At 58.2% G+C, this 12132-nt stretch carries 10 protein-coding genes; all 10 read right to left on the bottom strand.

Annotated features, from left to right (window positions below):
- Position 1: 1 nt before the first annotated feature.
- Positions 2-3514 carry a pilus assembly protein gene (locus tag DYI22_RS11745; protein WP_213478249.1) on the bottom strand — a complete coding sequence of 1171 codons (3513 nt, stop codon included), beginning with the start codon at positions 3512-3514 and terminating at the stop codon, positions 2-4.
- 21 nt (positions 3515-3535) lie between these two features.
- A complete protein-coding gene (locus tag DYI22_RS11750) occupies positions 3536-4090 on the bottom strand; it encodes a pilus assembly PilX family protein (protein WP_213478250.1) in 555 nt (184 codons plus the stop codon).
- An 11-nt stretch (positions 4091-4101) separates the two neighbouring features.
- Positions 4102-5214, bottom strand: coding sequence for a PilW family protein (locus tag DYI22_RS11755; RefSeq protein ID WP_213478416.1), 1113 nt, complete (start codon positions 5212-5214; stop codon positions 4102-4104).
- Positions 5211-5651, bottom strand: a complete 441-nt coding sequence (pilV, locus tag DYI22_RS11760; protein ID WP_213478251.1) for a type IV pilus modification protein PilV — start codon at positions 5649-5651, stop codon at positions 5211-5213. Before pilV ends, DYI22_RS11755 begins: the two co-directional genes overlap by 4 nt.
- A complete protein-coding gene (locus DYI22_RS11765) occupies positions 5642-6133 on the bottom strand; it encodes a GspH/FimT family pseudopilin (protein WP_213478417.1) in 492 nt (163 codons plus the stop codon). The genes pilV and DYI22_RS11765 overlap by 10 nt, the downstream gene beginning before the upstream one ends.
- Before the next feature lie 149 nt (positions 6134-6282).
- Positions 6283-7236 (bottom strand): 4-hydroxy-3-methylbut-2-enyl diphosphate reductase, encoded by a 954-nt coding sequence (ispH, locus tag DYI22_RS11770; RefSeq protein WP_213478252.1) that lies wholly within the window; start codon positions 7234-7236, stop codon positions 6283-6285.
- 18 nt (positions 7237-7254) lie between these two features.
- On the bottom strand, positions 7255-7707 hold the full coding sequence (gene fkpB, locus DYI22_RS11775) for an FKBP-type peptidyl-prolyl cis-trans isomerase (protein WP_213478253.1): 453 nt from the start codon (positions 7705-7707) through the stop codon (positions 7255-7257).
- A complete protein-coding gene (gene lspA / locus DYI22_RS11780) occupies positions 7707-8231 on the bottom strand; it encodes a signal peptidase II (RefSeq protein WP_213478254.1) in 525 nt (174 codons plus the stop codon). The genes fkpB and lspA overlap by 1 nt, the downstream gene beginning before the upstream one ends.
- Positions 8231-11050: an isoleucine--tRNA ligase gene (gene ileS, locus DYI22_RS11785; protein WP_213478255.1), complete on the bottom strand. Its 2820-nt coding sequence runs from the start codon at positions 11048-11050 to the stop codon at positions 8231-8233. The genes lspA and ileS overlap by 1 nt, the downstream gene beginning before the upstream one ends.
- A 61-nt stretch (positions 11051-11111) precedes the next feature.
- Complete coding sequence (ribF, locus tag DYI22_RS11790; RefSeq protein WP_213478256.1) at positions 11112-12089, bottom strand: bifunctional riboflavin kinase/FAD synthetase; 978 nt, start codon at positions 12087-12089, stop codon at positions 11112-11114.
- Between the last annotated feature and the right edge of the window lie 43 nt (positions 12090-12132).

Genomic DNA, 12132 nt, shown 5'->3' on the forward strand with positions numbered 1-12132 from the left:
CTTACTGCTCGTAGACTTCGCGCCAGCCGGAACGACCGAGAGACTTGCCACCGCCGAGATTTACCTTCGACTGATCAACAGTGCCATCCGAAGCCTGTCGATAAAGGTTATCCCCCAAGATGTTCATGTTCAGAATCATTGCATCGCCATATCGCACGCCGGCAACCACCGCATCGTCGCCATTCACGACACCGTCGTTATTGACATCGAACACGGCCTGGTAGGGTGTGGTGCCGTCAAAACGCAGCGCCATGGTCCAACTGGTGCCACCACTCTGACATAGGCTCTGCATAGGTGTAACGGTATTGAACAGCACGTACTCACCCCGGACCAGTGGGCTCTGCACAACACGTTCGCCGGCTTCGGTATTGAAATCCACCACCCAGCCACGAACGGCGTTGGCAGAGTTATCAACCCAGTTGATACTGTCGCCACTGACCTCACGAACTTCGCGCCCACCCGACATCATTTCGGAAATGGAGCGCGGCTCCAGGTCACTCCGTGTAACCGTTTCGCCCTGATCCCAAACACCGTAAAAGCTTTGCTCAGCGGTGTTGGTCGGATCGGTATCGGTGAGGTAACGACCCGTACCGAAAAATACGAAAAGGTTCGGTGTATCACCGTTGGTATTGTATATGTTGCGCCCCATGACTGGCGCTGTGGTTATGGGTTGCCGATTGTTGTCGCTGTCTCTGGCAACGAAAAAAGGCGAACTATTATAAACATTGCCCCATTTATTGCTCGCGCCGCTCAAATCAATCGCCCAGACGTTTCCGTCCAGATCACCCGCGTAGACACGATCGAGGACACCGTCCCTTACGCCTGTTCCGTCTTCGTCTTTATAATCAACAGCACGAACCGGTGATAACCCCTGCCCGCTTGCCAGAGGTACGAATACGAAGTCCTGGCCTTCAGACCAGCCATCCTGTCCTCCCTGAATGTCTAGTACAAACAACCCGGTTTGTCCGCTTCCACTGTTGTAGCCGTTAGGGATCAGGGCGCTCCAGCGGTACTCGTTAGCCTTCCACTTTACTAGCGCTATTTGCGGAGGCTCGACGATCTGGCCGAGACGTGGATCGGTAAACTCCCACAGCACCATGTCGTCGGCCGCCGTCGGGGTGTTCTCGAACGCGCTCGGGTCGGTGACATCAAGTGCGAAAAGCCCCTTACCCCCTGCACGGAGCCCACCGATCAACACCGTTTTCCACTCCGCGCCAGAGCCGTTAGCGGCGCCAATGTAGACGTCCGATACCGCGGGCGAAAGGTCGACATAGAAACGATGTCCATAACCTGGATCCGAAAGGTAGTTCAGACCACGCTCGGCTTGCTCCGAATAGACGAAGCTCGGCACATACGCCATCAGCTCCGCGCCTGTTTGCGCGTTAAAGCCATGGAGCATGCCATCGTTTGCGCCAACATAGACCACCGGGGTTCGGGTGGAATTATTTTGGCGGAACGTTGAGTAGCGGCCGGTTTCACCTGCCCCAAAGGGATCAATATCAGGCCAGCCACTGGCGGGCTTGCCGGCATAAACCGGTGAGGAGTTAACGACGTCACCCAATACCGTTGACCGTTTGCGGAAGGTGCCACCTTCGTTCGATCGATCGCCACGGATGTACGCCAGGCGATCGGGGCCAAGCCCGTCGTTCAGCGGTCCGTCAAGGTCGCCACGCTGATCCGTACTAAGCGAGGCCCAGTTAAACTGTACGCCGCCGCCGTTGTAGGTAACAATATTGCGCTCATTCGGCGACATCTCATTCAGCGTATCTGCTGCGTCCCAAACCACATTACCGATGTTGCCGGTTACCGGGTTGAGCGCGCGCGCGGCAACCGAGCCCGACCAATCGCCGCTGTTGAAAGAAGCCGTGTAAACATTACTCCCCTCCTCCAACGTCGCGGTATTGAAGGTAACGTTGGTGGCCGACCCAGTAGAGCGAATGATGTCACGGAGCGCGGCCGAGATAGAACTCCTCAGCTCGTCGACATTACTGGCATTGTAGAACTCGCCGCGGCCGTTAACCGCCGCGTGGTAAAGGTCATCAATCTGATTACCGTCCCAGGTGTCGGCACTGATGTCATCCCAGTCGGGAGGTGTGTCGTGAGCATCCGTGACTTTCAAGTAATCAATGCCTGCAAAATGTTCCCCTTTTGCACCAAAGCCTACCGTGTAGGTATTCATGTGCAGGTCAGTATTGCAATCGGCAGTCGGATCGTAGCTGGGGTCAGACGGTACCGCGAGCAGAGGCGTCGTGCTGCTATAACCCGGGTCGCCTTCCTGCTTGAAACAGGCCTGGGGTCGCCTCACACCACCCGCAGAGAAAGAGCCGGAACGAAGCCGGTCCTCGTAATATTTCATGGCAACATCAGCCAGCGTATTCGAGGCTGAGTCCTCGTAAGGTTCACCTTTATCATTGTCGGTATTACCGACACCACTGATACTGTCGTTGTTGATGCCGTCGGTGAACAAAAGTGTAAAGTTCTTCTGGCATTCTGCCTCGATGATATTGCTGTTGGAGTTGTATTGCTGCCCTGCATGCCTTAACGCCTTGCGAAGTGGCGTCCCGCCGCCTTGCCAGCCAGAGCTGAATCGTCCGTACGTATCATCCAGAAATTCCCCGCGCTCCGTGTCGAGGTCATTCATAGGCACCGTACGGTTATTGTGGAGCCAGAAAGTCCCGATACGCATACCCGAAAGCCCTTCCAGGGATTCCGAAATCGCGGCACGGGTGGCGTGATGCAACCTTCGATAGTAAGAAAACCAGTTTGCGAAGTTCTGCATTTCATCAGAACCTGCAGCGATCTTGGTTTCTTTTATACAGGCATCATCTGGCCCGAAGCCTACGATGCCATTGGAGAACGTGAAGCGCTCAGGGACAGATAGCCAAACACTGTAGGCATTGCCTGCACCGCAGTTGTACGTTGTCCCGTCGTATACAAACGTTTCGGGATCATCCACTCCCTTTGGCAGGCGGGTGTAATACGTAGCCGGATAAAAGCTGTTGCCGTCTTCATCGGTCGTATTGGACGTCAAATCCAGCTTATCGCTGCCGTCGAGAGTCGGTTCGTATGGAGCGGCTTTAGGGTTCGCGTCAGTGTACGTCCGATTAGACGAGCTCACCCATGGACCATAATCGGAGTTCGGATTGTAGTAAGCCGAGTTATAATCGGACGATCGGAGATAGTAATGTCGACGGGTAAAAGGAACCTGACCAGTCCGTCCGGTGTTGGGCAACCAGCCGCCGTCATAGCTGATACCGACCCACTGCGAGCCATTCCACTCTCCAGGCGCCTCACCGCTGTTGAAAAGGTAGGCGGAACCGGAAGTCCGGTACTCGCTGACAATCTCAAAATCCATACTCCCTGAATCATCCACCGCAAAGATCAGGTTAGGCTTTGCCGACCCGGAAACAAAGAGCGGTACGTCCGCAAACGGTACATCAGCGTAACCCAGCGACGGAGCGATCAAGCCAACACCGAGGGCAAAGTGTGCGGCCTTACTAATCAATTTATTCATTATCCGATCCTCCAGTGCGCGTTAAAACTCACGCCGATAGTATTCTTCAAGAATTCGCTGACCTTCGCCGGTGGCGCCCGTGCCGCGGGCAACAATGCGGAACGCTTTGGCCACTGATGCCCCGGTTTCATGGGAATAATTGGTCATGTTAACGTCGGCGGATTCGTTACCCACCGAGACCTGTGCATCACCGACGTACTCCACAAAGTACCTGGGGGCCTCCGGAAACAAAGGGCTGTCATTCACCGTCGGCACCGTCACAGTAACGGAATTGTCACCGCTCCAATTGCCTGCCAGAAAAATGTTCTTGCCGCGGGGTGCTTCCCCTTTCTCGTAGAATCCGGCCATGGAACCCAGCCCGGAGGGGCTGGCCAGGTTATCGATGGCCCGCTCTGCCTCACGCAGCGCCAGCTCCGCACCCTCCATAGCCATAAAGCCATCTCGCTGGGCCGACACCATCCGTTCCTGCAGCGTGCTGTTCTGCATGCTGGATACCGCCAGCAGGCTGAGCACCAGAAGTATAAGAAGGCTGGTCAGGAGAACGGCACCGGATTGACGCAATTGAATGTTGTTCATGCCTACGCCCCTCAGTTCTGTTCGACTTTCAGAATTCGATTTCGGATGGTCGCCATGGATGAGAACACACGGTAAAGATGCCGCGAGTCCGCACCGATCTGGTCTTCCACATCAAACTCACCGGCTCCGTCACAATCCGCCCAGTGCGGATAGCACAGCACCATGGGCCCATCAACGATGCGATTCTCCGGAGACCGCACCAGCATGGAAATCTCGACCGCCACCACGTTCGCCGCTGCGGCCTGGCTCAGCGAATTCGGGCCGGTAATCTCCACCCAGTCGGTCACTTCACCGTTGGACAACCCCGTATCCACGCCAACACGCATCTGCATGTCCCAGACGCCGTCCATGATTTCCTCTGCGGTGCCATTGGCCGCCTGACGGAATAACGCACGGTTGCCGTCGGCATCTGCGTCGACGAAGTACTGATGGTAGTAAGGGGAGAAGATCTGAGCGGTGTCGTCATATTGTTTTGATAAACAGTTCACGGCTCCGCCATTACAGTTATTATCGACCACCACGTCCACACCCTCTCTGGGCTTGCCGTTGCCCGGGGATACATTACTTCCGGTTGCGTGGCCTATGCCCGGGTTGGCTCCCGTTTGCAGCGAGGTAACCTGGAAAATATCACCGGCAATACAATCGCTAACTAATAAAATATCGCCTTTCTCAATGCCGTCCACGGTATTCACTTTCAGATTGGCCGAGGAGACCTTCATCTCTTTGGTGATCGACACGTCGCCGGCGCCGCCAACCCCACGCAGCACCATCACGTCGGTTCCGGTCAGCCCGAGACCGCTTCCGTCACTCTGAAAAGACATGAATCCATCCTGAAAGTCGAACAAATCGGCAACATAGTCAGGGCTGGTGACATCCAGTTTGTTGCCCACATTTTCGCGAGGAATGCATCCCCAGTAATCCGCATTCCGAATGGCCCGCCCGAGAAACTCTGACGTCATTCGTCCGGCTTCCTGAACCCGCATGTTGGCTTCGGCCACCACGAAGGAGCGTTGGTTGCCGCTGAAAATCTGAACCAGACCCGCGGTCAGAATCAGGCCCAAGGTGATGGCAATCATCAATTCAACGATCGAGAGGCCCTGTTGTCGGAAGTAAAGTGGCTTCATTTCAACCTCACATACAAGGTGTAGTCCTGGGCGATGGCGTCATTACCAATCCCTCTCTCGGTCCAGTTCACCGTAATTTCGGCAAAGGTGCTGTTGGCACCGGAGGTTACATCAATGGCCGAGGAGGCGGTCGGTACATCGTTCAATAAAAGTTCATGCCAGGTTTCCAGATCGCTGTTGCAGTCATTACAGTCGGCGGAAAGCGCTTTTTCGAAGGCCATCACATCGCTGGCTTCGGAGCGCATGCGCTCTGAGAGGTCGTAAGCGTGCATCGTTACCAGCGAACGAATATTGGAGTTACTGGTCTGTTTCAGCGACAGGGCCTGCATACCGGCCACACCCAGCAGGCCAATCGCGAGGATGATCAGGGCCACCAAGACCTCAATCATGGTGAAACCGGCTGATTTGTGGGCTGGATTCTCAGGTATCACGCGCATGGCTCATCTCCCGCCCGTACCCGCCCGCCGAGGGTTACGGTTATCTCGCTGCCCGCTTCTCCACTGCGATCGTCGCAGACGTCGATCGTGACTGCTGCGCCGGCAAACGAGGAGCCGCCGCCTGTGAAACCAAAGTTGCCTGTCGAAGTGACGGTAACAGCCCCAGGGGCGGCAGGAATGACCCGGATCGCTTCCGACGCGTCGAAGGCGTTATTGGCGTTCTGATCAATCCACGCAGCTACTCCGTTCGCCCAATCGTTACCGTCCTGCGGAGATACTCGAACCACGCGACCCTGCTTCACGGCCTCGGCCCGGGCGTAGTTGATGAGTCCGACGAGATCATTGGAGGTGCTGGCGATCCGCCCGTTTGCAATCATGGTCGCAAAGGATGGAACCGCCACGGAGGCCACTATTGCCACAATCGCAACAGTGACCAGCAATTCGATGAGCGTAAAACCTTTTATTCTGACGTTACGATGCATAGTCCACTTCCAGTTTGGCCTATGGGAACGTTACTCAGAGTTAACGCCCCCTGCTATTGCCAGACGACAAGCGGAGCTTTCAGTCGGATAAGCGGTATAGTCGGGAGGGATTGTGAGACCGCCATCACAGTCTTAGATGTTTCAGGCCCTCAGGAAACCTCAACCACATCAATCCGCAACTCCTTCGGCATGGAGAACACAATATTCTCCTCGCGCCCGGGAATCTCCTGCGGCAGGTCACCACCGAGTTCTTTCAGTCGTGAGATGACGTCGTTGACCAGCACTTCCGGCGCAGAGGCGCCGGCGGTGACGCCAACAATCTGTTTGCCATCAAGCCAGGCCGGGTTGATCTGGGCGGCTTCGTCGATCAGATGAGCGGGGGTGCCCATACGTTCGGCCAGCTCGCGCAGGCGGTTGGAGTTAGAACTGTTGGGGGAGCCCACCACCAGCATCAGGTCGCAGTCGCCGGCGAGCTGTTTGACCGCGTCCTGGCGGTTCTGGGTGGCGTAGCAGATATCGTCTTTTCTTGGGCCCTGGATGTCGGGGAACTTGGAACGCAAGGCGTCGATGACCCTTGCGGTGTCGTCCATGGACAGCGTGGTCTGGGTAACGTAAGACAGCTTGGCAGGATCTTTTACCTGCAGGCTGGCGACGTCGTCCTCGTTTTCCACCAGGTAGATGTCGCCGCCGTTGCTGTGATCGTACTGCCCCATGGTGCCTTCCACTTCCGGGTGGCCATGGTGGCCGATCAGGATGCACTCCCGGCCTTCGCGGCTGTAGCGCATGACTTCCATGTGCACCTTGGTCACCAGCGGGCAGGTGGCGTCGAACACTTTCAGGCCGCGACGGGCCGCTTCGTTCTGCACCGCCTGGGACACGCCGTGGGCGCTGAAGATCACCAGGGTGTCGTCCGGCACTTCATGCAGCTCATCCACGAACACCGCGCCGCGATTCCGCAGGTTATCCACTACGAATTTGTTGTGCACCACCTCGTGGCGCACGTAGATGGGCGCGCCGAAGACATCCAGCGCCCGGTTTACAATTTCGATGGCACGGTCCACGCCGGCACAGAAGCCGCGGGGATTGGCGAGTCGGATCTGCATGTCAGCCTGCTGCTCTGGTTAGTGGGCCGGTCCGACCGGCTCCACGTCTATGATTTCAACTTCGAAGGTCAGTGTACGCCCTGCCAGCGGATGGTTGAAGTCCACCTCCACTTCATCGCCTTCCACACGGCTGACCACCCCCGGCAGCTCCTGCTGGCGGGCATCGGCAAAGGAGATCATCACGCCCGGCTCCAGCACCATGTCGGCGCTGAATTCATGGCGCTTGAACGTCTGCACGTTGTTCGGATTATGCTGACCGAAGGCTTTTTCCGGGGGCACTTCGACGGTCTTCTGCTCGCCGGCAGTCATACCCATCAGATAGGCCTCGAAATTCTCGGGCAGGTTCTCATCCCCGATTTCCAGGGTGGCGGGGGACTTGTCAAAGGTGGAGTCCACCACTTCGCCGTCCTGGAACTTCAGGGCGAAGTTCAGGGTCACGCGGGTGCCCTTGTCTACCGGTAGATCTTTCATCAGTGTTGGTCACTCCCGTCCGCAGAACCGTCGGAGGGCTTGCGGAACATGTCGAGAATCATCATGCCGGCACCGATCGTGATGGCGGTGTCGGCCAGGTTGAAGGCGGGGAAATGCCAGTCGTTCCAGTAAAAATGGAGGAAATCGACCACATAACCGTGCACTACCCGGTCATAAACGTTACCGAGCGCGCCGCCAAGAATGAGTACGATGGCCACCGCCGTCCAGGTTTCATGTCGCTTCAAAGCTTTCAGCCATACCACCAGCGCCACGCTCACACCGATGGCCAGCACCACGAAGAACCAGCGCTGCCAGCCGGCGGCGCCGGCCAGAAAACTGAACGCCGCGCCGGTATTGTGCAGCAGGGTCAGGTTAAAGCTGGGCATCACCGGCACCGGGCTGGCGTAGGTCAGCATGGCGGTGGCCATGGCCTTGGTGCCCAGATCAAGGGCGATGACCAGCACCGCCAGCCACAACCACTTCAGTTTTGAGCCGGTGCTGTCATCCGTCATAGCCGCTTCCATCAGGCGAACGAGCGGGCTTCGCCCGGCCCTTCGACGTTGGTGACACAACGACCGCACAGATCCGTAAACGCCCCATGCTGGCCGACGTCCTCGCGGTGATGCCAGCAGCGCTCGCATTTGGCGTGGGTCGCCGGCGTCACCTTCACTCGCAAGCCTTCGTAGGCGGTGGGCTCGGCGTCTGCCGCTTCCGAAACCGGTTTGACCGTGGCCTCGGAGGTAATCAGCACGAACCGGAGCTCTTCTCCAAGATGCTTCAGATCCGCCGCCAGGTCGCCTTCGCAGTAAAGGGTAACCTCGGCGCTCAGAGAGCCCTTGATCTCACCGCGCGCCCGCGCTTCTTCCAGGCACTTGTTGACCGCTTCCTTGACGCTGTAGATCTCGCGCCAGTAGTCACGGCCAAGCTCGGCGTTGTCCGGCAACGCGGTCAGGCCTTCGTACCAGGTTTCGTAGAACACGGTGTCACCGCGCTTGCCCGGCAGGGTCTGCCAGATTTCATCCGCGGTGAAACTGAGGATCGGCGCAATCCAGCGCACCAGCGCTTCGGCCACATGGTAAAGCGCTGTCTGGCAGGAGCGCCGCGCCAGGCTGTCGGCCGGGGTGGTGTACTGACGATCCTTGATGATGTCCAGATAAAACCCGCCGAGTGTCGCCTCACAGAAGTTGTACACCTTTTGATAAATCCGCAGGAAGGCGTAGTTCTGGTAGTCCTCGTTGAGCTCATTCTGCAATTGCAGGGCGCGATCCACCATCCAGCGGTCCAGCGCGATCATGTCTTCCGGCGCCACCATGTGCTGCTCCGGCTCGAACCCGGTGAGGTTGCTGAGCAGGAAGCGAGCAGTGTTGCGAATGCGGCGATAGCCGTCCGCAGTCTGGCGCAGGATGTCCTTGGACACCGACATCTCGCCGCTGTAATCGGTGGCGGCAACCCACAGGCGCAGGATGTCTGCACCCAGGTCGTTAGTCACTTCCTGAGGTGCAATCACATTGCCCATGGACTTGGACATCTTGTGGCCCTTGCCGTCCACCGTGAAGCCGTGGGTGAGCACCTGTTTGTAAGGGGCCACACCATTCATCGCAATGGAGGTTTTCAGGGACGACTGGAACCAGCCGCGGTGCTGGTCAGAGCCTTCCAGATACAGATCCGCAGGGAACTGGCCCAGCTCGGCCCGTGGGCGCAGCACGGAATCGTGGGTAACACCGGAGTCGAACCACACATCGAGGGTATCGGTTACCTTCTCGTACTGCTCGGCGTCGTTACCCAGCAACGCGGTGGCATCCAGATCGTACCAGGCGTCGATACCGCCGGTTTCGATCTCTTTGGCCACCGCCTCGATCAGGTTCTGGGTATCCGGGTGCAGCTCCTGGGTTTCCTTGTGGATGAACAGCGTAATCGGCACGCCCCAGGTACGCTGGCGCGAAATACACCAGTCCGGCGACTGCTGGAACATGGCCTCGATGCGGTTCTGACCCCACGCCGGCACCCAGCGCACGCCCTTTATGGCTTCCAGGGCATCGGCCCGCAGGTGCTGCTTTTCCATGCTGATGAACCACTGCGGCGTGGCGCGGTAGATCAGCGGTGTCTTGGTACGCCAGCAGTGGGGGTAGCTGTGGCGGAATTTCTCGGCGAACACCAGCTTGCCTTCGCGCTCCAGGGCACCGCAGACCGGCTCATCCGCCTTGTAGACGTGAACTCCGGCGAATTCGCCCGCCGCACTGGTGTAGGTACCGTCGGCCTGCACCAGGTTGATGGTATCAATGCCGTAGGCTTTGCCCACTTCAAAGTCTTCCATACCGTGATCCGGCGCCGTGTGCACCGCACCGGTACCGGCGTCGGTGGAGACGTGGTCCCCGAGAATCACCGGTACCTGCCGGTCATAGATCGGGTGGTGCAGCGCCAAACGCTCAAGATCCGAGCCGGAACAGGTGCCCAGCACCGCAAACTGCTCCACCGACCAGCGCGCCATGATGCCGTCGACCATCTCCGCCGCCACAATCATTCGCTCGGGGCCCTGGCCGGTATTCACCTGAACCAGCGCGTACTCGAGCTCGGCGTTCAGGGATACGGCCTGGTTGGCGGGAATGGTCCAGGGGGTGGTGGTCCAGATCACCACCGAGACGTCACCTTCACCCTGGTCAGTGCCGAAGAGCGACAGCGCGCGGGCCTGATCGACGACGGTAAAGCGTACGTCAATCTGGGTGGAGGTCTTATCCTGATACTCCACCTCGGCTTCTGCCAGGGCGGACTGACCAACCACGCTCCAGTACACCGGTTTGTATCCCCGCACCAGGTGGCCCTTGGCGACAATCTTGCCAAGGGCGCGGACAATGCCGGCTTCCACTTTCGGATCCATGGTCAGGTAGGGCTTGTCCCACTCGCCCATCACACCCAGGCGAATGAAGTCGGCTTTCTGACCGGCGATCTGTTCGGTGGCGTAGTCACGGCAGGCCTGGCGGAAGGTCTTGTATTCCACCTTGACGCCGGCCTTGCCGATGGCCTGCTCGACCTTGTGCTCGATCGGCAGGCCGTGACAGTCCCAGCCTGGCACGTAGGGCGCGTCGTACCCCATAAAACTGCGGGATTTGACGATCATGTCCTTGAGGATCTTGTTGACCGCGTGACCAATGTGAATGCTGCCGTTGGCGTATGGAGGGCCATCGTGAAGAATGAACTTGTCCCGACCCTCACGCTGCTTGCGCAGATTGCCGTAAACATCCAGATCCTGCCAGCGCTTGAGCATGTCCGGCTCGCGCTTGGCCAGGTTACCGCGCATTGGAAAGGCGGTTTCAGGCAGATTCAGAGTGTGCTTGTAGTCGCTCATGGTCTGTGTGCGTGCTCTTTCGGTCAGTTGTCATCAATAAATGGGGGTCAGATCGCGCCGGTTAAACCTGTTGGTCGCCAGTGGCGGAGCCGTGTTCGGCAATCCATGCCCGGGCGCTGTCAAAATCCCGTGCTATCTGCGCTTTGAGCTCGTCCACGGAGGAGAAACGGATCTCTTCCCGCACACCGTGACGAAACACCACGTCCATTGTCTGGCCGTAAAGTGTGCCAGCAAAGTCAAAGAGGTGCACTTCCAGCGACGGCTGTTTGCCGTCCACCGTGGGCCGCACGCCGATGTTGGCAACACCGTCGCGAACCGAACCATCCTGCAAGGTGGCGCTGACCACGAACACACCCTGCAGAGCGGGCATGTTACGCAGCAGGATGTTGGCAGTCGGGGCGCCGATTTCGCGGCCCAACTGGCGGCCGTAAACCACGCGTCCGCGAATGCGGTAGGGATGGCCTAACAGTTTTTCTGCGCTTTCCAGGCCGTTGACGTTCAGCAGTTCGCGGATCCGGGTGCTGCTCACCCGCTCACCACCCACCGTCACGGTGCGGGTGTTCTCCACCGTGAAGCCCCGGTTCGCGCCAACGCTCTCAAGCAGGGCGAAGTCCCCGGCGCGGTCGCAGCCAAAGCGGAAATCATCGCCGACCACCAGATGGCGAACCGCCAGCCCTTCAATCAGAACGTCTTCAATGAAGCCCATACCCGAATAACTGCGAAAACGCTCATTGAAACGCAGACACAACACCATATCGATGCCCTCGGCCAGCAGCGTCTCGAACTTCTGCCGAAAGGCCATCAACCGCGGGGGAGCATCGGCACCCTGGAAGAACTCGCGGGGCTGGGGCTCAAAAATCATCACCACGGAGGGCACGTTCAATGCCCGGGCCTTGTCTTTGACCTGATCAAGAATGGTCTTGTGGCCCAGGTGAACGCCATCGAAATTGCCGATAGTCGCCACACAGCCGTCCGTCAGCGGCGACGCCTCCTGGCGGGCCAGTAGTTTCAGGTTGGTCAGGCCTCGGATCAGACGCATGCAATGCGAACCCTTACGCTGGTGAGAAAACGCGCGATTATAA

The organism is Marinobacter lipolyticus, assembly GCF_018424605.1.
GTDB lineage: Bacteria > Pseudomonadota > Gammaproteobacteria > Pseudomonadales > Oleiphilaceae > Marinobacter > Marinobacter lipolyticus_B.

What these genes read in the sequence shown, in the direction of transcription:
- DYI22_RS11755 (WP_213478416.1), bottom strand. Translation starts at nt 5,214, where the DNA reads ATGAAGCCACTTTACTTCCGACAACAGGGCCTCTCGATCGTTGAATTG.
- pilV (WP_213478251.1), bottom strand. Translation starts at nt 5,651, where the DNA reads ATGCGCGTGATACCTGAGAATCCAGCCCACAAATCAGCCGGTTTCACC.
- DYI22_RS11765 (WP_213478417.1), bottom strand. Translation starts at nt 6,133, where the DNA reads ATGCATCGTAACGTCAGAATAAAAGGTTTTACGCTCATCGAATTGCTG.
- ispH (WP_213478252.1), bottom strand. Translation starts at nt 7,236, where the DNA reads ATGCAGATCCGACTCGCCAATCCCCGCGGCTTCTGTGCCGGCGTGGAC.
- lspA (WP_213478254.1), bottom strand. Translation starts at nt 8,231, where the DNA reads ATGGAAGCGGCTATGACGGATGACAGCACCGGCTCAAAACTGAAGTGG.
- fkpB (WP_213478253.1), bottom strand. Translation starts at nt 7,707, where the DNA reads ATGAAAGATCTACCGGTAGACAAGGGCACCCGCGTGACCCTGAACTTC.
- DYI22_RS11750 (WP_213478250.1), bottom strand. Translation starts at nt 4,090, where the DNA reads ATGAACAACATTCAATTGCGTCAATCCGGTGCCGTTCTCCTGACCAGC.
- DYI22_RS11745 (WP_213478249.1), bottom strand. Translation starts at nt 3,514, where the DNA reads ATGAATAAATTGATTAGTAAGGCCGCACACTTTGCCCTCGGTGTTGGC.
- ileS (WP_213478255.1), bottom strand. Translation starts at nt 11,050, where the DNA reads ATGAGCGACTACAAGCACACTCTGAATCTGCCTGAAACCGCCTTTCCA.
- ribF (WP_213478256.1), bottom strand. Translation starts at nt 12,089, where the DNA reads ATGCGTCTGATCCGAGGCCTGACCAACCTGAAACTACTGGCCCGCCAG.